This window comes from Flavobacterium sp. CSZ (assembly GCF_015350725.1).
Classification (GTDB): Bacteria; Bacteroidota; Bacteroidia; order Flavobacteriales; family Flavobacteriaceae; genus Flavobacterium.
The window spans coordinates 95,766-112,621 of record NZ_JADKPQ010000011.1 but is presented as its reverse complement, the minus strand read 5'-3'; the positions used below and the strand labels follow the sequence as shown (position 1 = coordinate 112,621).

General features: G+C 34.8%; 30 protein-coding genes. All 30 read right to left on the bottom strand.

Features of this window, described 5'->3' with window-relative positions:
• Positions 1-150: 150 nt before the first annotated feature.
• The 30 genes from eno to rplC all read right to left on the bottom strand — a co-directional run bounded on the left by eno (position 151) and on the right by rplC (position 16,552).
• Entirely contained in the window at positions 151-1,443 is a 1,293-nt protein-coding gene (gene eno / locus IRZ78_RS14210; RefSeq protein ID WP_194617159.1) for a phosphopyruvate hydratase, read from the bottom strand.
• A gap of 102 nt (positions 1,444-1,545) precedes the next feature.
• On the bottom strand, positions 1,546-2,664 hold the full coding sequence (gene carA / locus IRZ78_RS14205) for a glutamine-hydrolyzing carbamoyl-phosphate synthase small subunit (RefSeq protein WP_194617158.1): 1,119 nt from the start codon (positions 2,662-2,664) through the stop codon (positions 1,546-1,548).
• 248 nt (positions 2,665-2,912) lie between these two features.
• Positions 2,913-3,404, bottom strand: coding sequence for a 50S ribosomal protein L17 (rplQ, locus tag IRZ78_RS14200; RefSeq protein WP_029272056.1), 492 nt, complete (start codon positions 3,402-3,404; stop codon positions 2,913-2,915).
• Between the two features lie 36 nt (positions 3,405-3,440).
• Positions 3,441-4,433, bottom strand: a complete 993-nt coding sequence (locus IRZ78_RS14195) for a DNA-directed RNA polymerase subunit alpha (RefSeq protein ID WP_026109818.1) — start codon at positions 4,431-4,433, stop codon at positions 3,441-3,443.
• Positions 4,434-4,454: 21 nt separating this feature from the next.
• Positions 4,455-5,060: a 30S ribosomal protein S4 gene (gene rpsD / locus IRZ78_RS14190; protein ID WP_026982953.1), complete on the bottom strand. Its 606-nt coding sequence runs from the start codon at positions 5,058-5,060 to the stop codon at positions 4,455-4,457.
• 95 nt (positions 5,061-5,155) lie between these two features.
• Positions 5,156-5,539 (bottom strand): 30S ribosomal protein S11, encoded by a 384-nt coding sequence (gene rpsK, locus IRZ78_RS14185; RefSeq protein WP_007803677.1) that lies wholly within the window; start codon positions 5,537-5,539, stop codon positions 5,156-5,158.
• Positions 5,540-5,547: 8 nt separating this feature from the next.
• Complete coding sequence (gene rpsM, locus IRZ78_RS14180; protein WP_007803675.1) at positions 5,548-5,922, bottom strand: 30S ribosomal protein S13; 375 nt, start codon at positions 5,920-5,922, stop codon at positions 5,548-5,550.
• A 2-nt stretch (positions 5,923-5,924) separates the two neighbouring features.
• The gene (ykgO, locus tag IRZ78_RS14175; protein ID WP_072945378.1) at positions 5,925-6,041 is read right to left on the bottom strand and encodes a type B 50S ribosomal protein L36; all 117 of its coding nucleotides are present in this window, start codon (positions 6,039-6,041) and stop codon (positions 5,925-5,927) included.
• A 12-nt stretch (positions 6,042-6,053) separates the two neighbouring features.
• Positions 6,054-6,269 carry a translation initiation factor IF-1 gene (gene infA / locus IRZ78_RS14170; RefSeq protein ID WP_007136545.1) on the bottom strand — a complete coding sequence of 72 codons (216 nt, stop codon included), beginning with the start codon at positions 6,267-6,269 and terminating at the stop codon, positions 6,054-6,056.
• Positions 6,270-6,276: 7 nt separating this feature from the next.
• The gene (secY, locus tag IRZ78_RS14165; protein ID WP_065450858.1) at positions 6,277-7,623 is read right to left on the bottom strand and encodes a preprotein translocase subunit SecY; all 1,347 of its coding nucleotides are present in this window, start codon (positions 7,621-7,623) and stop codon (positions 6,277-6,279) included.
• Positions 7,624-7,636: 13 nt separating this feature from the next.
• Positions 7,637-8,089: a 50S ribosomal protein L15 gene (rplO, locus tag IRZ78_RS14160; RefSeq protein WP_017495009.1), complete on the bottom strand. Its 453-nt coding sequence runs from the start codon at positions 8,087-8,089 to the stop codon at positions 7,637-7,639.
• A gap of 11 nt (positions 8,090-8,100) precedes the next feature.
• Positions 8,101-8,283, bottom strand: a complete 183-nt coding sequence (rpmD, locus tag IRZ78_RS14155; RefSeq protein ID WP_017495010.1) for a 50S ribosomal protein L30 — start codon at positions 8,281-8,283, stop codon at positions 8,101-8,103.
• A gap of 12 nt (positions 8,284-8,295) precedes the next feature.
• Positions 8,296-8,820, bottom strand: a complete 525-nt coding sequence (gene rpsE, locus IRZ78_RS14150; RefSeq protein ID WP_085950926.1) for a 30S ribosomal protein S5 — start codon at positions 8,818-8,820, stop codon at positions 8,296-8,298.
• A 3-nt stretch (positions 8,821-8,823) separates the two neighbouring features.
• Entirely contained in the window at positions 8,824-9,174 is a 351-nt protein-coding gene (gene rplR / locus IRZ78_RS14145) for a 50S ribosomal protein L18 (protein WP_056245956.1), read from the bottom strand.
• 11 nt (positions 9,175-9,185) lie between these two features.
• Positions 9,186-9,728: a 50S ribosomal protein L6 gene (rplF, locus tag IRZ78_RS14140; RefSeq protein ID WP_042565877.1), complete on the bottom strand. Its 543-nt coding sequence runs from the start codon at positions 9,726-9,728 to the stop codon at positions 9,186-9,188.
• A gap of 18 nt (positions 9,729-9,746) precedes the next feature.
• Positions 9,747-10,145, bottom strand: coding sequence for a 30S ribosomal protein S8 (rpsH, locus tag IRZ78_RS14135; protein ID WP_017495014.1), 399 nt, complete (start codon positions 10,143-10,145; stop codon positions 9,747-9,749).
• Positions 10,146-10,249: 104 nt separating this feature from the next.
• Positions 10,250-10,519 (bottom strand): 30S ribosomal protein S14, encoded by a 270-nt coding sequence (gene rpsN, locus IRZ78_RS14130; protein ID WP_007803655.1) that lies wholly within the window; start codon positions 10,517-10,519, stop codon positions 10,250-10,252.
• A 3-nt stretch (positions 10,520-10,522) separates the two neighbouring features.
• A complete protein-coding gene (gene rplE / locus IRZ78_RS14125; protein WP_035619635.1) occupies positions 10,523-11,074 on the bottom strand; it encodes a 50S ribosomal protein L5 in 552 nt (183 codons plus the stop codon).
• Between the two features lie 2 nt (positions 11,075-11,076).
• Complete coding sequence (gene rplX, locus IRZ78_RS14120) at positions 11,077-11,391, bottom strand: 50S ribosomal protein L24 (protein ID WP_007803650.1); 315 nt, start codon at positions 11,389-11,391, stop codon at positions 11,077-11,079.
• 11 nt (positions 11,392-11,402) lie between these two features.
• Positions 11,403-11,771 (bottom strand): 50S ribosomal protein L14, encoded by a 369-nt coding sequence (rplN, locus tag IRZ78_RS14115; RefSeq protein ID WP_007803649.1) that lies wholly within the window; start codon positions 11,769-11,771, stop codon positions 11,403-11,405.
• Between the two features lie 2 nt (positions 11,772-11,773).
• Entirely contained in the window at positions 11,774-12,034 is a 261-nt protein-coding gene (gene rpsQ, locus IRZ78_RS14110; RefSeq protein WP_007803646.1) for a 30S ribosomal protein S17, read from the bottom strand.
• A 17-nt stretch (positions 12,035-12,051) separates the two neighbouring features.
• Positions 12,052-12,243 carry a 50S ribosomal protein L29 gene (rpmC, locus tag IRZ78_RS14105; RefSeq protein WP_007803639.1) on the bottom strand — a complete coding sequence of 64 codons (192 nt, stop codon included), beginning with the start codon at positions 12,241-12,243 and terminating at the stop codon, positions 12,052-12,054.
• A gap of 13 nt (positions 12,244-12,256) precedes the next feature.
• On the bottom strand, positions 12,257-12,682 hold the full coding sequence (gene rplP / locus IRZ78_RS14100; RefSeq protein WP_007803637.1) for a 50S ribosomal protein L16: 426 nt from the start codon (positions 12,680-12,682) through the stop codon (positions 12,257-12,259).
• A 19-nt stretch (positions 12,683-12,701) separates the two neighbouring features.
• Entirely contained in the window at positions 12,702-13,463 is a 762-nt protein-coding gene (gene rpsC, locus IRZ78_RS14095) for a 30S ribosomal protein S3 (RefSeq protein ID WP_007803635.1), read from the bottom strand.
• A gap of 5 nt (positions 13,464-13,468) precedes the next feature.
• Positions 13,469-13,882 (bottom strand): 50S ribosomal protein L22, encoded by a 414-nt coding sequence (gene rplV / locus IRZ78_RS14090; protein WP_007803631.1) that lies wholly within the window; start codon positions 13,880-13,882, stop codon positions 13,469-13,471.
• 6 nt (positions 13,883-13,888) lie between these two features.
• On the bottom strand, positions 13,889-14,167 hold the full coding sequence (gene rpsS, locus IRZ78_RS14085; protein WP_012022488.1) for a 30S ribosomal protein S19: 279 nt from the start codon (positions 14,165-14,167) through the stop codon (positions 13,889-13,891).
• Between the two features lie 6 nt (positions 14,168-14,173).
• Positions 14,174-14,998 (bottom strand): 50S ribosomal protein L2, encoded by an 825-nt coding sequence (gene rplB, locus IRZ78_RS14080; RefSeq protein WP_007803623.1) that lies wholly within the window; start codon positions 14,996-14,998, stop codon positions 14,174-14,176.
• 9 nt (positions 14,999-15,007) lie between these two features.
• Positions 15,008-15,298: a 50S ribosomal protein L23 gene (gene rplW / locus IRZ78_RS14075; protein WP_017495018.1), complete on the bottom strand. Its 291-nt coding sequence runs from the start codon at positions 15,296-15,298 to the stop codon at positions 15,008-15,010.
• A 7-nt stretch (positions 15,299-15,305) separates the two neighbouring features.
• Positions 15,306-15,935 (bottom strand): 50S ribosomal protein L4, encoded by a 630-nt coding sequence (gene rplD / locus IRZ78_RS14070; RefSeq protein ID WP_065450855.1) that lies wholly within the window; start codon positions 15,933-15,935, stop codon positions 15,306-15,308.
• Positions 15,935-16,552 carry a 50S ribosomal protein L3 gene (rplC, locus tag IRZ78_RS14065; protein ID WP_007803612.1) on the bottom strand — a complete coding sequence of 206 codons (618 nt, stop codon included), beginning with the start codon at positions 16,550-16,552 and terminating at the stop codon, positions 15,935-15,937. The genes rplD and rplC overlap by 1 nt, the downstream gene beginning before the upstream one ends.
• Between the last annotated feature and the right edge of the window lie 304 nt (positions 16,553-16,856).

Genomic DNA, 16,856 nt, shown 5'->3' with positions numbered 1-16,856 from the left:
ATCGGAAATAAATCTTTAAAATAATAATTTATCAAATCTAAGGAATTTAAGACTAATTAAAAAAAGAATCCTGCTATGAATTTGTTAAAACTCCAAAAAAAAACCATTCGCGTAAACGAATGGTTTAAATTCAATATATAACTCTTACAATTATTTGATCTTGAAAGCGTTTAATCCAGGGAAATAAGCAGTACTCCCTAACTCTTCTTCGATTCTTAATAATTGATTGTATTTTGCCATACGATCAGAACGAGAAGCAGAACCTGTTTTGATTTGACCACAGTTTAAAGCTACAGCTAAATCTGCAATTGTATTATCTTCTGTTTCTCCAGAACGGTGAGACATTACCGAAGTATACCCTGCATTTTTGGCCATATTTACAGCTGCAATAGTTTCAGTTAAAGTACCAATTTGATTTACTTTTACCAAGATTGAATTTGCAATTCCTTTTTCGATTCCAGTTGATAAACGCTCAACATTAGTAACGAACAAATCATCCCCTACCAATTGCACTTTGTGTCCAATTTTTTCAGTTAAATATTTCCATCCATCCCAGTCATCTTCATACATACCATCTTCGATAGAAATAATTGGATATTTAGCAGCAAGTTCAGCTAAATAATCAGCTTGCTCTTCAGAAGTTCTGATTTTTCCAGTTTCTCCTTCAAATTTAGTGTAATCGTATTTACCGTTTACATAAAACTCAGAAGCAGCGCAGTCAAGAGCAATTACAATTTCATCTCCAAAAGTATATCCTGCTTTTTCAACAGCCAGCTTAATAGTATCCAAAGCATCTTCAGTACCACCAGCCAAGTTTGGAGCAAAACCACCCTCGTCACCTACAGCAGTACTTAAACCTCTGTCATGTAAAACTTTTTTCAAACTATGAAAAATTTCAGTTCCCATTTGCATAGCGTGTGAGAATGAAGTTGCCTTTACAGGGAAAATCATAAACTCCTGAAATGCGATAGGCGCATCAGAGTGTGAACCTCCATTGATGATATTCATCATTGGTACAGGTAGTGTATTGGCAGAAACTCCACCAACGTATCTGTATAATGGCAATCCAAGTTCGTTAGCAGCAGCTTTTGCAGCAGCTAAAGAAACTCCTAAAATTGCATTAGCACCTAATTTAGATTTGTTTGGAGTTCCGTCTAAATCGATCATTAACTGATCAATTGTATTTTGTTCGAAAACAGAAGTACCCACTAGTTCTTCAGCAATAACAGTATTTACATTGTTCACTGCATTTAAAACTCCTTTTCCCAGGAATGCTTTTCCCCCATCACGTAATTCAACAGCCTCATGTTCTCCAGTTGAAGCTCCAGATGGAACAGCAGCTCTTCCTAAAACTCCATTTTCAGTAACTACATCAACTTCAATAGTTGGATTACCTCTAGAATCAAAAATTTGTCTTGCGTGAACTTTTATTATAATACTCATTATTTTTGTTTTTTATTAATAAATTATAAATATTTTTCGAAATTATAAAAATATTCAATATTAAATACCACATTTAACAATTAAATATCTTTATTTTATTAACTACATCGTTTTAGCAGAAGCCCCTTTTATATTCTCAACAAACTGATCGAATAAATAAGAAGAATCATGTGGTCCGGGACTAGCTTCAGGATGATATTGTACTGAAAAACAATTCTTATTTTTCATGCGCATACCTGCAACAGTTCCGTCATTTAAATGTAGATGTGTGATCTCTAAATCAGGATGATTATCTAATGCCTCTTTGTTTACAGCAAAACCGTGGTTTTGAGAAGTGATCTCTCCTTTACCTGTAATAAGATTCTTAACCGGATGATTTATTCCGCGGTGACCATTAAACATTTTATAAGTCTGAACACCATTTGCCAAAGCAATTACCTGATGTCCTAAACAAATTCCAAACAAAGGATTATCATTAGCTAAAATTTCTTTTGCTACTTCAATAGCTCCAAAAAGCGGATCAGGATCTCCAGGGCCATTTGACAAGAAGTATCCATCGGGATTAAACTCCGCTAAATCTTTATAAGTAGAGTTGTACGGGAAAACTTTAATATAACAATCTCTCTTGGCAAGGTTTCTTAAGATATTCTTTTTGATTCCAAGATCTAAAGCTGAAATTTTGTAAGTAGCATTTTCATCTCCAAAAAAATAAGGCTCAGTAGTTGAAACTTTTGACGCCAACTCTAAACCTTCCATGTTTGGCACATTTGCCAATTCTTTTTTAAGATCTTCAACCGAAGTTCCATCTGTACAAATAACAGCATTCATTGCGCCATTATCACGAATGTAGCTCACTAGCGCTCTGGTATCAACATCAGAAATACAGATTAGGTTTTGTTTAATAAAATAATCTTCTAAACTTCCTGAAGAATCTTCTCTTGAGTAGTTAAAACTAAAGTTTTTACAAACTAATCCGGCAATTTTAATGCTATCCGATTCAACTTCTAAATCATTAACACCATAATTTCCAATGTGAGGATTAGTTGCCACCATAATTTGACCAAAATATGAAGGATCAGTAAAAATTTCCTGATATCCGGTCATTCCAGTATTAAAACAAACTTCACCAAAAGTTTTACCGCTAATTCCGATAGATTTTCCGTGAAAAATAGTTCCATCACTTAGTAATAAAATGGCGCTTTGTCGTGTAGTGTATTTCATTATTTAATTTGTATTGTTTTTAATCGTCTTATAAAACCCTCTAAGCTTGTTTTAATTTGTAACTAGATATTTTGCAAATTTACTTCTTTAAAACAGTGCTTCCAAGATTTTTTAAAAATTTCATTGATAAAATTAAAACCTAAGTTTTAAAATAAGTTACATTTCAAACTTTTTAAAAAAAATCAAAAAAAAAGGATAAACTAAAAATTAGCTTATCCTTGATTTCTATAGAATCATTACTTTCATAATTATTCAGAAGCTTCAGTAGTCGATTCTGATTCAGCAGCCGGAGCTTCAGGAGTAGTCTCCTCAGCTTTTTTTGCTTTACCACCACGACGGCTTTTTGCTTTTTTAACTTCTTTTTTACCGCCATTGTAAAGTTCATTGAAATCTACAAGTTCGATCATTGCCATATCAGCATTATCTCCCAAACGATTTCCAACTTTAATGATACGAGTGTATCCACCTGGACGGTCTCCAACTTTAGCAGCTACGTCTCTGAACAAGTCAGTTACCGCATATTTACTACGTAAGTAAGCAAAAACAATACGACGGTTGTGAGTCGTATCTTCTTTTGATTTTGTGATTAAAGGCTCAACGAATTGTTTAAGCGCTTTAGCTTTAGCAACAGTAGTATTAATACGTTTGTGCTCAATAAGAGAACAAGCCATATTAGCTAGCATAGCTTTTCTATGTCCAGTCTGTCTGCTTAAGTGATTGAATTTTTTTCCGTGTCTCATTGCTATTTTAAATTTAATCCCGCAAGCGGGATTGAATTATTCTTTATCTAATTTGTATTTAGCTAAGTCCATTCCGAAAGTTAAATTCTTAACAGCTACAAGTTCATCTAGCTCAGTTAAAGATTTTTTACCAAAATTACGGAATTTCATTAGGTCATTTTTATTGAACGATACTAAATCACCAAGTGTATCAACTTCAGCCGCTTTCAAGCAATTTAATGCTCTCACAGATAAATCCATATCAACAAGCTTAGTTTTAAGCAATTGTCTCATATGCAATGACTCTTCATCATACGATTCTGTTTGTGCAATTTCGTCAGCCTCGAGTGTAATTCTTTCGTCAGAAAATAACATGAAGTGGTGAATTAAAACTTTAGCAGCTTCAGTAAGAGCATCTTTAGGATTAATAGATCCATCAGTTTTAATTTCAAAAACTAATTTTTCGTAATCTGTTTTTTGCTCAACACGGAAGTTTTCAATTGCATATTTTACATTTTTTACCGGAGTAAAAATAGAGTCTGTAAAAATGGTACCAATTGCAGCGTTCTGTTTTTTGTTCTCCTCAGCAGGAACATATCCTCTACCTTTTTCGATTGTTAAATCGAAGTTCAATTTGATTTTAGAATCTAAATTACAGATAACAAGGTCTGGGTTCAGCACTTGGAAACCTGAAATAAATTTTTGAAAATCACCTGCTGTTAGTTGATCTTTACCAGAAACAGAAATTGTAACTGCTTCATTATCGATATCTTCAATTTGACGTTTGAAACGCACTTGTTTTAGATTAAGGATAATTTCGGTAACATCTTCAACAACACCTGAAATAGTAGAAAACTCATGATCTACACCTTCGATACGAACAGATGTAATTGCATAACCTTCTAATGCTGAAAGCAAAACTCTTCTAAGTGCATTACCAACTGTCAATCCATAACCAGGTTCTAAAGGTCTAAATTCGAATTTACCTTCAAAATCGGTTGAATCGATCATGATAACTTTATCGGGCTTTTGAAAATTAAATATTGCCATAAATTTCGACTAAGTCAATTATTATTTGTTGTACAACTCTACGATTAATTGTTCTTTAATGTTTTCTGGAATTTGAAGTCTTGCAGGTACAGAAACGAAAGTTCCTTCTTTAAGATCATTGTTCCAGGTAATCCATTCATAAACATGACTTGAATTTGATAAAGAACGTTCGATAGCTTCTAAAGATTTAGATTTTTCACGAACTGCAACTTTATCACCAGGCTTAAGGTGGTAAGAAGCGATATTTACAACTTCACCATTTACAGTAACGTGTCTGTGAGAAACTAATTGTCTAGCACCTCTTCTAGAAGGAGCAATACCCATTCTAAAAACAACGTTATCTAATCTTGCTTCACATAATTGTAAAAGAACCTCACCAGTAACACCTTTAGTAGCTGATGCTTTTTTGAATAAATTTCTGAATTGTTTTTCTAAAATTCCGTAAGAATATTTAGCTTTTTGCTTCTCCATTAACTGAACAGCGTACTCAGATTTTTTTCCTCTTTTTTTAGCCATCCCGTGTTGTCCAGGTGGGTAATTTCTTTTTTCGAAAGATTTATCATCTCCGAAGATTGCTTCGCCAAATTTACGAGCAATTCTAGTTTTTGGACCAGTATATCTTGCCATTTCTAAAAAATTAAATTTAAGGTAGAGATTATGAATTCAGGTCAAATCCTTCGATAATCTATATTCTACCTTGTTTATACTATGAATAAATAAAATTAAACTCTACGTCTTTTTGGAGGACGACATCCGTTGTGAGGCATTGGAGTAACATCGATAATCTCTGTAACTTCAATTCCACCGTTATGAATAGAACGAATAGCAGACTCACGTCCGTTTCCTGGTCCTTTTACATAAACTTTTACTTTTTTAAGTCCAGCCTCAAGAGCTACTTTACTACAATCTTCTGCTGCCATTTGGGCTGCGTATGGAGTATTCTTTTTAGAACCTCTAAAACCCATTTTACCAGCTGAAGACCAAGAAATAACTTCACCTTTTTTGTTTGTCAAAGAAATGATGATGTTATTGAAGGTAGCAGAAATATGAGCTTCTCCCGTTGATTCAACGATAACTTTACGTTTTTTTGCAGTTGCTTTAGCCATATTACTTATTATTTAGTTGCTTTTTTCTTGTTAGCAACAGTTTTTCTTTTACCTTTTCTTGTTCTAGAGTTGTTTTTAGTTCTTTGCCCTCTTAACGGAAGACCAGATCTATGACGGATACCTCTGTAACAACCAATATCCATTAAACGTTTGATGTTTAAAGAAACTTCAGAACGTAATTCTCCTTCAATTTTGTAAAATGAAACTGCATCACGAATCGCTCCGATCTCATCATCATTCCAATCTTGAACTTTTTTATCTTGGCTAACTTGAGCTTTTTCTAAAATCTCAATAGCTCTACTTCTTCCTAATCCAAAGATATAGGTAAGTGCTATAACACCTCTTTTATTTTTTGGGATATCTACCCCTGCTATTCTTGCCATAATTATCCTTGTCTTTGTTTAAATCTAGGATTCTTTTTGTTTATTACGTACAATCTCCCTTTTCTACGCACAATGATGCACTCGGGACTTCTCTTTTTTACTGATGCTCTAACTTTCATAGTGAATATCCTTTAATATCGATAAGTAATTCTTGCTTTTGACAAATCATAAGGACTCATTTCTAGTTTCACTTTATCACCAGGTAATAACTTGATGTAATGCATACGCATTTTACCAGAAATATGAGCAATTACGATATGTCCATTTTCTAACTCTACACGGAACATCGCATTTGATAATGCTTCGATGATTGATCCGTCTTGTTCTATTGCTGATTGTTTTGCCATATAAAAATTAAGCTACTGCTTTTCTATTTTTACCAGTCTTCATTAAACCATCATAATGTTTGTTTAACAAGTATGAATTGATTTGTTGAATAGTATCTATTGCAACTCCAACCATAATTATTAACGAGGTACCTCCAAAAAACATTGCCCAAGATTGTTGTACATCCATAATACTTACAACAATAGCTGGGAACACAGCAATCAAAGCAAGGAATAAAGATCCTGGGAAAGTTATTAAAGACATCACTTTGTCAAGAAATTCTGAAGTTTCAGCTCCTGGACGAACGCCCGGAATAAAACCACCACTTCTTTTCAAATCATCGGCCATTTTGTTAGTAGGAACTGTAATTGCAGTATAGAAGAATGTAAATACAATAATTAAAGTTGCAAATACAAAGTTATACCAAAATCCGAACATATTACTAAACGCGCCAACAATAGATTGTGATGTGTCTGATTTAGACAATCCAGCTACAGCTGCAGGTATAAACATAATTGCCTGAGCAAAAATGATTGGCATAACCCCGGAAGCATTAAGCTTAAGAGGAATCCATTGTCTATTACCACCTGCCAAATCTTGTTCGTAATCCCCACTTGTTGTACGACGAGCGTACTGAACAGGAATTCTACGTACTGCCATTGTAAGCAATACACAAGAAATGATTACTAATAACCACACAATAATTTCAATAACTAACAACATCGGACCTCCATTGTTATTGGTAACTCTGGTTGTAAATTCTTGTATAAAAGCTTGCGGTAAGCGAGCTAAGATACCAACCATAATCAATAATGAAATTCCATTTCCAATACCTTTATCAGTAATTTTTTCTCCAAGCCACATAGCAAAAATTGTACCTGTAACTAAGATAATAACAGACGAAAACAAAAATTCAGGTGAATTAAAGCCTAGTAAGAATGCACTTCCAGGTAACGTTCTGTATAAATTATAGATATAAGTTGGACCTTGAACCAGTGTAATAGCTATAGTCAACCAACGAGTGATTTGATTAATCTTTTTTCTACCACTCTCTCCATCGTTTTGAAGTTTTTGCAAATAAGGAATAGCAATTCCCATTAACTGAACAACAATAGATGCAGAAATATAAGGCATAATTCCTAAAGCAAAAACTGAAGCTTTAGAGAAAGCACCTCCTGTAAACATGTCTAGGATAGATCCTAAACCATTTTTAGTTTGTCCCGCTAAACCTGTTAATTGAGTTGCGTCAATTCCAGGTAGCGTTACGTGTGCACCAAAACGATATACTAAAAGCAATCCTAATGTAATTAAGATTCTGTTTTTCAGTTCTTCGATTTTCCAAACATTACTTATTGATTCAATAAATTTCTTCATCTTAGTAGATAAGTTATATAGTTACAGCTTCTCCTCCAGCAGCTTCAATAGCAGCTTTTGCAGTAGCGGTAAATTTGTGGGCAGTTACTTTTAATTTTGCTTTCAATTCTCCTCTACCTAAAATCTTAACGATTTCATTTTTGGTAGCAAGACGATTTGCTACGAAATCTGTCATTGAAACAGAATCAGTAATCACACCATTGTCTACTAATAATTGAAGCGTATCTAAATTAACACCTTCGTATTCTTTACGATTGATGTTTGTGAAACCAAACTTAGGTACACGTCTTTGAAGTGGCATTTGCCCTCCTTCAAAACCAATCTTTTTAGAATAACCAGAACGAGATTTTGCTCCTTTGTGACCTCTTGCAGAAGTACCACCTTTTCCTGAACCTTCTCCTCTACCTAATCTTTTATTTTGATTGTGTGTTGACCCTTCAGCTGGTTGTAAGTTACTTAAATTCATAACAGTATTTGTTATTTAGCTTCTTCGACAGAAACTAAGTGTTTAACTTTGTTTATCATACCAAGGATAGCAGGATTTGAATCATGCTCTACAACTTGTCCCATTTTACGTAGACCTAAAGCTTCCAAACCTCTCTTTTGAGAAAGAGGACAGTTGATTTTGCTTCTTACTTGTTTTACTAATAATTTAGCCATAATTTCCTTGAATTAACCTTTAAAAACTTTTTCTAAAGAAACACCTCTTTGTTTTGCAACAGTGTGAGCGCTTCTCATTTGTAATAAAGCATCAAAAGTTGCTTTTACCACGTTATGAGGATTTGATGATCCTTGAGATTTAGATAATACATCGTGAATACCTACTGATTCAAGAACTGAACGAACAGCTCCACCAGCAATAACTCCTGTACCATGAGAGGCAGGAATTAAAAATACACGCGCACCACCAAATTTACCTTTTTGTTCGTGAGGAACAGATTGTCCGTTCAAAGGAATTTTTACTAAATTTTTCTTAGCATCTTCTACTGCTTTCGCAATTGCTTCAGAAACGTCTTTAGATTTTCCTAATCCATGACCCACTACTCCGTTTTCATCACCTACAACTACAATAGCAGAAAAACCGAAAGCTCTACCACCTTTTGTAACTTTAGTAACACGATTAACACTTACCAGACGATCTTTAAGTTCAAGACCACTTGGTTTTACCAATTCTACATTTTTGTATTTAGACATAATATATTAGAATTTAAGTCCAGCCGCTCTTGCGCCTTCTGCTAATGATTTAATACGACCGTGATACAAATATCCACCTCTATCAAAAGTGATGGTTTCGATCCCAGCTTTTAACGCTTTCTCTGCAACTAATTTTCCAACAGCAGCAGCGACTTCAACGTTAGTACCTTTTCCTATTTCTTTTTCTCTTGAAGATGCAGCTAAAATTGTAACTCCATTTACATCGTCAATAAGTTGAGCGTAAATTTCTTTGTTACTTCTAAATACAGATAGTCTTGGGTTAGTAGCAGTACCACTAATCGATTTTCTAATTCTGAATCTAATTCTCTGTCTTCTATCAGATTTTGTTAATGACATAATCTTATTTTTTAAGCTGATTTACCTGCTTTTCTTCTTAATACTTCACCCACAAATTTAACACCTTTTCCTTTGTATGGCTCAGGCTTACGGAAACCTCTGATTTTCGCAGCAACCTGTCCTAAAAGTTGTTTGTCAAATGATGTTAATTTTACGATAGGGTTTTTACCTTTTTCAGATATTGTTTCTAAAGCTACTTCTGGAGCAATTTCTAAAACAATATTGTGAGAATATCCAAGAGCTAAATCTAATTTTTGACCTTGGTTTGAAGCTCTATAACCAACTCCAACTAATTCAAGTTCTTTTGTAAAACCTTCAGACACACCAATTATCATATTATTGATTAATGATCTGTATAATCCGTGTTTTGCTCTTTGGTCTTTATGATCAGACGATCTTTCTAATAATACCTGATCGCCTTCAACTTTTACAGTAATGTCCGAAAACTCCTGAGTTAGTTGACCTTTTTTTCCTTTTACCGTAACGATACCGTCTTTAACTTCTACAGTTACTCCAGCAGCGATTACAATTGGGCTTTTACCTATTCTTGACATCTTATTTAGTCTTTAAAATTAGTATACGTAACAAATTACTTCACCACCTACATTTAATTGTTTCGCTTGCTTTCCAGTCATAAGACCTTTTGAAGTTGAAACAATAGCAATTCCTAATCCGTTAAGGATTCTTGGTAATTTGGCAGCACCTGCGTATTTACGTAAACCAGGTTTACTAATTCTTTGGATATCTTTAATTACTGGCTCTTTAGTATCTTTATCATACTTCAAAGCGATTTTGATTGAACCCTGAACAGAGTTATCCTCAAATTTGTAACTCAAGATATAACCTTGATCAAATAAGATCTTAGTTATTTCTTTTTTTAGATTAGATGCAGGAATTTCAACAACTTTGTGGTTTGCAGCCACAGCGTTACGAACTCTAGTCAAATAATCTGCAATAGGATCTGTATACATATGTATTTGATTGCGACTATGGTTTTCGGGAGGCACCCGCCTCCCGAACCTTTAATCAATTAAAATTATTTTTTGGTTTGCAAAAGTACTAACTTTTTGCGAGATTACCAAGATGCCTTTTTAACTCCAGGAATTAACCCATTATTAGCCATCTCACGGAAAGTTACACGTGAAATACCAAACTGACGTATATAACCTCTTGGTCTACCTGTTAATTTACAACGATTGTGTAAACGAACCGGTGAAGCATTTTTAGGTAATTTTTGTAGACCTTCAAAATCTCCAGCTTCTTTCAAAGCTTTTCTTTTCTCAGCATACTTAGCTACCGTTTTCTCTCTTTTCACCTCACGGGCTTTCATTGATTCTTTAGCCATGTCTTAATTCTTTTTAAAAGGTAATCCTAATTCAGCCAATAACGACTTTGCTTCCTTGTCTGTTTGAGCAGTAGTAACAAATGTAATATCCATTCCTGAAATTTTGTTTACTTTGTCAATATCAATTTCCGGGAAAATGATTTGCTCCAAAACTCCAAGATTGTAATTACCTCTTCCGTCGAAACCAGTAGCTTTGATACCACTAAAATCTCTAACGCGTGGTAAAGCAGAAGTAATAAGTCTATCTAAAAACTCATACATTCTCTCACCACGTAAAGTAACTTTTGCTCCAATAGGCATCCCTTTTCTCAATTTGAATGACGCAACGTCTTTCTTTGAAATTGTAGATACTGCTTTTTGTCCAGTGATCTTTGTTAACTCATCAACTGCATAGTCAATAAGTTTTTTATCAGATACAGCTGCACCAACTCCACGGCTCAAAACGATTTTTTCAAGTTTTGGAACTTGCATCACGTTTGTATATCCGAACTCTTCTTTAAGAGCAGAGATCACTCTACTCTTATATTCTTCTTTTAGTCTAGGTGTATATGCCATTACTATAGTACTTGATTAGATTTTTTTGAAAATCTTACTTTCTTATCTCCTTCTACTCTAATACCAACTCTAGTTGTTTCCTTAGTTTTAGGATCAATTAGTGAAATGTTAGATATTTGTATAGAAGCTTCTTTCTTAACGATACCACCTTGAGGGTTTTTAGCACTTGGTTTTGTATGTTTCGAAACCATGTTTACACCTTCAACTATCGCTTTATTTTTCTCACGGTAAACACGTAAAACTTTACCTTCAGCACCTTTATGGTCTCCAGCAATAACTCTTACGATATCTCCTGATTTTATTTTTAGCTTTATCATCTTAAAACGAATTAAAGCACTTCTGGTGCTAATGATACAATTTTCATGAATTGTTTTTCACGAAGTTCTCTTGCTACCGGACCAAAAACACGAGTTCCTCTCATTTCCCCTGCAGCGTTCAAAAGAACACATGCATTATCATCGAAACGGATATAAGAACCATCGGCTCTTCTCACTTCTTTTTTGGTACGTACAACAACTGCAGTTGAAACAGCTCCTTTTTTAACGTTACCGTTAGGAGTTGCATCTTTAATAGATACTACAATCTTGTCACCAACAGAGGCATACCTTCTTTTGGTACCTCCTAAAACACGGATAGTTAAAACTTCTTTTGCTCCCGTGTTATCTGCTACTTTTAGTCTTGATTCCTGTTGTACCATAATTATTTAGCTCTTTCTAAGATTTCAACTAATCTCCAACATTTTGTTTTACTTAAAGGACGCGTTTCGCTAATTCTTACAGTATCTCCAATGTTACAGTCGTTTGTTTCGTCGTGTGCAACGTATTTCTTTGTTTTCAACACGAACTTACCGTATAATGGGTGTTTTACTTTTCTTACTTCAGCAATAACAATAGACTTATCCATTTTATTTGAAGTAACAACACCTATTCTTTCTTTTCTTAAATTTCTTTTTTCTTCCATCTTTCAGCAGAATACAATTATTGTAACTCTCTTTTAGTTAACTCTGTAGCCAATCTTGCAACTGTTCTTCTTACACTTCTAATTTGAAGTGGGTTCTCAATTGGAGAAATAGCGTGAGCCATTTTTAGGTCAGCATATATTTTCTTAGTTTGACTAAGTTTTTCTTGCAACTCCGCTGCAGAAAGATCTTTTATTTCTGATTGTTTCATAATATAAATTTAATTATGCTTCGAAATCTCTAGCAACGACGAATTTAGTTTTTACTGGAAGCTTTTGAGCTGCAAGACGTAACGCCTCTTTTGCAACTGATAAAGGAACTCCTCCAACTTCAAACATAATTCTTCCGGGTTTAACAACGGCAGCCCAATATTCAACGGCACCTTTACCTTTACCCATACGTACCTCAAGAGGCTTCTTAGTAATTGGTTTGTCTGGAAATATTTTGATCCATAATTGTCCTTCTCTCTTCATGAAACGAGTTGCAGCAATACGCGCAGCTTCGATTTGACGAGAAGTTAAGAACATTCCATCTTCATGTACAGATTTAATACCAAACATTCCATTAGAAAGTTCATGCCCTCTTTGAGAGTTACCTTTCATTTTACCCTTTTGTACCTTACGGTATTTTGTTCTTTTAGGCTGTAACATTTTTCTTTAGTTTAAAAATTTACTTTCTTTTACGAGCGTCTGGTTTTCCACCTTTATTAAAGGGCTTTCTATCTCCTCTTGGAGAATCGCCACCTTTACCACCACCAGTTCCAGATTGTTTTTTATCCATTCCTGCAAGTGGAGAAAGATCTCTCTTTCCATAAACTTCACCTTTCATGATCCATACTTTGATACCCATTCTACCGTAAGTAGTGTGAGCTTCAGCCAAAGCATAATCAATATCAGCTCTGAAAGTTGATAGAGGAATTCTACCTTCTTTGAAACCTTCTGAACGTGCCATCTCAGCTCCGTTCAAACGACCAGAAATCAAAACTTTGATACCCTCAGCGTTCATACGCATAGAGGCAGCAATAGCCATTTTGATTGCACGTCTGTAAGAAATACGGCTTTCGATTTGACGAGCGATGCTTGTCGCCACAAGATAAGCATCTAATTCAGGTCTTTTGATTTCAAAGATGTTGATTTGAACCTCTTTGTCAGTAACTTTCTTAAGTTCTTCTTTTAACTTGTCTACCTCTTGTCCACCTTTTCCGATAATGATACCAGGTCTAGCAGTAGTGATAGTAACGGTTACAAGTTTCAAAGTTCTCTCGATGATTACTTTAGATACACTAGCTTTTGATAAACGAGCGTGGATATACTTTCTGATTTTGTGATCCTCGGCAAGTTTATCACCGTAATCATTTCCACCATACCAGTTTGAGTCCCACCCTCTGATGATACCAAGTCTATTTCCAATTGGATTTGTCTTTTGTCCCATGCTGCTTAAGAATTGCTTTGTGTGTTATTGATAGCTCCAAGCACGATTGTTACGTGATTAGAACGTTTTCTTATTCTGTGTGCACGACCTTGTGGAGCTGGACGAAGTCTTTTCAACATCATTCCACCATCTACTCTGATCTCCTTAACAAATAATCCAGCTTCTTCTAAATTACCTTCACTATTTTTTTGCTCCCAGTTGTTGATTGCAGATAATAATAGTTTTTCTAATTTTCTTGAAGCCTCTTTAGAACTAAATCTTAAGATGTTAAGTGCTCTTTCTACCTTCTGACCTCTTACCAAGTCCGCTACTAAGCGCATTTTTCTAGGTGAAGTAGGGCAGTTATTCAATTTTGCGAAAGCAATAGACTTATTAGCCTCTTTTCTCGCATCTGCTGTTTCTCTTTTACGAACTCCCATTGCTTCTTATTTTTTACCTTTATTTTTTGCTCCAGCATGACCTCTAAAAGATCTAGTTGGTGAAAATTCTCCTAATTTGTGACCTACCATGTTTTCTGTTACGTAAACTGGTACAAATTGACGACCGTTATGAACTGCGATAGTTTGTCCAACGAAATCCGGAGTAATCATAGAAGCTCTAGACCAAGTCTTCACTACACTATTTTTACCACTCTCTACGTTTTCCTGAACTTTCTTGTCTAACTTATAATGAACGAAAGGTCCTTTTTTTAATGAACGTGCCATATCTTATTATTTCTTTCTACGTTCTACGATATACTTGTTACTCGGGTTTTTCTTAGAACGAGTTCTATAACCTTTTGCTGGTATTCCATTTCTTGAACGTGGATGTCCACCAGAAGAACGTCCTTCTCCACCACCCATTGGGTGATCAACAGGGTTCATTGCAACAGGTCTTGTTCTAGGTCTTCTTCCTAACCATCTTGTTCTACCAGCTTTTCCTGATACAACTAATTGGTGGTCTGAATTAGAAACAGCTCCAATTGTAGCCGAACAAGTCAACAAGATTAATCTTGTTTCACCAGATGGCATTTTAATTGTAGCATATTTTCCATCTCTTGCCATTAATTGAGCAAATGTACCAGCTGAACGAGCGATTACCGCTCCTTGACCTGGACGTAATTCAATACAAGAGATTACAGTTCCTAAAGGAATTCTGCTTAAAGGCAATGTATTACCAATTTCAGGTTGAGATTCTGGACCAGAAACTAATTTCTGACCAACTTTCAATCCGTTTTGAGCAATTACATAAGTTTTCTCTCCATCAGCATAAGCTAATAAAGCGATAAATGCAGTACGATTTGGATCATATTCAATTGATTTCACAGTAGCCGGAATTCCGTCTTTAGTTCTTTTGAAATCAATGATACGATATCTCTGCTTGTGACCACCACCCGTATAACGCATGGTCATCTTTCCTTGACTATTTCTACCTCCAGAGTTTTTTATCGGCGCTATCAAAGAGCGTTCCGGCTTATCAGTTGTAATGGCGTCATAACCATTCACAACTCTAAATCGCTGACCTGGGGTAATAGGTTTTAATTTTCTTACTGACATTTTTCTATCTTAGATATTGTTGTAAAAATCAATTGTTTCTCCTTCTTGTACTTGAACAATCGCTTTTTTAATTGCATTTGTCTTTCCACTGATCAAACCACTTTTAGTGTATTTTGTAGTTCTATCCGGTCTTACGTTCATCGTGTTAACTGAAACGATAGTTACTCCATAAGCAGCTTCAACAGCTTTCTTAATTTGAACTTTGTTTGCTTTTTTGTCAACAACAAATCCGAAGCGGTTTAAAACTTCACTTTCTTTGGTTACTTTTTCTGTTACTATAGGTCTAATTATGATACTCATATTCCTATTATTTGCTTAAATTTTCTTCGATTAACTCCAAAGAACCTTCTAAAAGCACTAAATTATTAGTGTTTAAAATAGCGTAAGTGCTTAATTCTGAGCTAGTTACGACATTAGAAGCCTTTAAATTGCGTGACGACAAATATACATTTTTATTTGACTCTCCCAACACAAATAGAGATTTTTTATTTTCTAACCCTAAAGCTTTCAAAACGTTAATGAAATTTTTAGTGTTTGGCGCTTCAAAATTAAAGTCTTCAAGAACGATGATATTCGACTCTTTTGCTTTGATTGAGAAAGCTGATTTTCTTGCCAATCTTTTCAAGCTTTTATTCAATTTGAATGAATAACTTCTTGGTCTTGGCCCGAAAATTGTTCCACCACCTTTAAACAATGGATTTTTGATACTTCCCGCACGAGCTGTACCTGTTCCTTTTTGTTTTTTAATCTTACGTGTACTTCCTGTCACTTCAGCTCTTTCTTTAGCTTTGTGAGTCCCTTGTCTTTGATTAGCAAGATATTGCTTCACATCAAGGTATACAGCGTGATTGTTTGGTTCAATTGCGAATACTGAATCAGAAAGTTGAACTTTTCTTCCAGTATCTTTTCCGTTGAAATCTAATACTTTTACTTCCATTACTTCTGAATGATTACATAAGAGTTTTTATGTCCAGGAACACATCCTTTAATAACAAGTAGGTTCTTTTCAGCAACCACTTTTAAAACTCTAAGGTTTTGAACTTTTACATTGTCTCCTCCCATTCTTCCAGCCATACGCATTCCTTTGAATACTCTAGATGGATAAGAAGAAGCTCCCACAGAACCTGGCGCTCTTAAACGGTTGTGTTGACCGTGAGTTGCTTGTCCAACACCACCAAATCCGTGACGTTTAACAACCCCTTGAAAACCTTTACCTTTAGATACACCTTGTACATCTACAAATTCTCCTTCAGCAAAAATAGAAACATCAATAAGATCTCCTAATTTTTGTTCAGTTGCAAAATCTTGAAATTCAACGACTTTTTTCTTAGCAACAGTTCCAGCTTTTTTAAAGTGACCTAAAGCCGCTTTAGTGGAATGTTTCTCGTTTTTGTCATCGAAACCAAGTTGCAACGCTTCGTACCCGTCAACACCTTTGGTTCTGACTTGGGTAACAACACACGGCCCAGCCTCGATTACTGTACAAGGAATGTTTTTCCCGTTTTCGTCGAAAATACTAGTCATGCCGATTTTTTTACCAATTAACCCAGACATAAATATTAATTATTAATTACTAAAATTCCCTTCAATTTGAAAATAACAGAAATTTCCAAACAGGGAGTGCAAAAGTATACATTAAAATTGAATATACCAAACAGTTAGAAAAATTAAATAGCTCATTATCAAAATCAAAGCACCGATTCGAGCTCTATCAATATTTTTTTTCTTCAAAAAATTATTTTTTACCATCTTAACCCACAAGATCCATTGCCTTAACATTTAGCTAATCCTTTACAAAAAAACCTTCGCAACAGCCTAAACCAAAGACATTTCAACTAAAACACAATCAATTAACCGT

What these genes read in the sequence shown, in the direction of transcription:
- eno (WP_194617159.1), bottom strand. Translation starts at nt 1,443, where the DNA reads ATGAGTATTATAATAAAAGTTCACGCAAGACAAATTTTTGATTCTAGA.
- carA (WP_194617158.1), bottom strand. Translation starts at nt 2,664, where the DNA reads ATGAAATACACTACACGACAAAGCGCCATTTTATTACTAAGTGATGGA.
- rplQ (WP_029272056.1), bottom strand. Translation starts at nt 3,404, where the DNA reads ATGAGACACGGAAAAAAATTCAATCACTTAAGCAGACAGACTGGACAT.
- IRZ78_RS14195 (WP_026109818.1), bottom strand. Translation starts at nt 4,433, where the DNA reads ATGGCAATATTTAATTTTCAAAAGCCCGATAAAGTTATCATGATCGAT.
- rpsD (WP_026982953.1), bottom strand. Translation starts at nt 5,060, where the DNA reads ATGGCAAGATATACTGGTCCAAAAACTAGAATTGCTCGTAAATTTGGC.
- rpsK (WP_007803677.1), bottom strand. Translation starts at nt 5,539, where the DNA reads ATGGCTAAAGCAACTGCAAAAAAACGTAAAGTTATCGTTGAATCAACG.
- rpsM (WP_007803675.1), bottom strand. Translation starts at nt 5,922, where the DNA reads ATGGCAAGAATAGCAGGGGTAGATATCCCAAAAAATAAAAGAGGTGTT.
- ykgO (WP_072945378.1), bottom strand. Translation starts at nt 6,041, where the DNA reads ATGAAAGTTAGAGCATCAGTAAAAAAGAGAAGTCCCGAGTGCATCATT.
- infA (WP_007136545.1), bottom strand. Translation starts at nt 6,269, where the DNA reads ATGGCAAAACAATCAGCAATAGAACAAGACGGATCAATCATCGAAGCA.
- secY (WP_065450858.1), bottom strand. Translation starts at nt 7,623, where the DNA reads ATGAAGAAATTTATTGAATCAATAAGTAATGTTTGGAAAATCGAAGAA.
- rplO (WP_017495009.1), bottom strand. Translation starts at nt 8,089, where the DNA reads ATGAATTTAAGTAACTTACAACCAGCTGAAGGGTCAACACACAATCAA.
- rpmD (WP_017495010.1), bottom strand. Translation starts at nt 8,283, where the DNA reads ATGGCTAAATTATTAGTAAAACAAGTAAGAAGCAAAATCAACTGTCCT.
- rplR (WP_056245956.1), bottom strand. Translation starts at nt 9,174, where the DNA reads ATGTCATTAACAAAATCTGATAGAAGACAGAGAATTAGATTCAGAATT.
- rplF (WP_042565877.1), bottom strand. Translation starts at nt 9,728, where the DNA reads ATGTCAAGAATAGGTAAAAGCCCAATTGTAATCGCTGCTGGAGTAACT.
- rpsH (WP_017495014.1), bottom strand. Translation starts at nt 10,145, where the DNA reads ATGTATACAGATCCTATTGCAGATTATTTGACTAGAGTTCGTAACGCT.
- rpsN (WP_007803655.1), bottom strand. Translation starts at nt 10,519, where the DNA reads ATGGCTAAAGAATCAATGAAAGCCCGTGAGGTGAAAAGAGAGAAAACG.
- rplE (WP_035619635.1), bottom strand. Translation starts at nt 11,074, where the DNA reads ATGGCATATACACCTAGACTAAAAGAAGAATATAAGAGTAGAGTGATC.
- rplX (WP_007803650.1), bottom strand. Translation starts at nt 11,391, where the DNA reads ATGATAAAGCTAAAAATAAAATCAGGAGATATCGTAAGAGTTATTGCT.
- rplN (WP_007803649.1), bottom strand. Translation starts at nt 11,771, where the DNA reads ATGGTACAACAGGAATCAAGACTAAAAGTAGCAGATAACACGGGAGCA.
- rpsQ (WP_007803646.1), bottom strand. Translation starts at nt 12,034, where the DNA reads ATGGAAGAAAAAAGAAATTTAAGAAAAGAAAGAATAGGTGTTGTTACT.
- rpmC (WP_007803639.1), bottom strand. Translation starts at nt 12,243, where the DNA reads ATGAAACAATCAGAAATAAAAGATCTTTCTGCAGCGGAGTTGCAAGAA.
- rplP (WP_007803637.1), bottom strand. Translation starts at nt 12,682, where the DNA reads ATGTTACAGCCTAAAAGAACAAAATACCGTAAGGTACAAAAGGGTAAA.
- rpsC (WP_007803635.1), bottom strand. Translation starts at nt 13,463, where the DNA reads ATGGGACAAAAGACAAATCCAATTGGAAATAGACTTGGTATCATCAGA.
- rplV (WP_007803631.1), bottom strand. Translation starts at nt 13,882, where the DNA reads ATGGGAGTTCGTAAAAGAGAAACAGCAGATGCGAGAAAAGAGGCTAAT.
- rpsS (WP_012022488.1), bottom strand. Translation starts at nt 14,167, where the DNA reads ATGGCACGTTCATTAAAAAAAGGACCTTTCGTTCATTATAAGTTAGAC.
- rplB (WP_007803623.1), bottom strand. Translation starts at nt 14,998, where the DNA reads ATGTCAGTAAGAAAATTAAAACCTATTACCCCAGGTCAGCGATTTAGA.
- rplW (WP_017495018.1), bottom strand. Translation starts at nt 15,298, where the DNA reads ATGAGTATCATAATTAGACCTATAGTAACAGAAAAAGTAACCAAAGAA.
- rplD (WP_065450855.1), bottom strand. Translation starts at nt 15,935, where the DNA reads ATGGAAGTAAAAGTATTAGATTTCAACGGAAAAGATACTGGAAGAAAA.
- rplC (WP_007803612.1), bottom strand. Translation starts at nt 16,552, where the DNA reads ATGTCTGGGTTAATTGGTAAAAAAATCGGCATGACTAGTATTTTCGAC.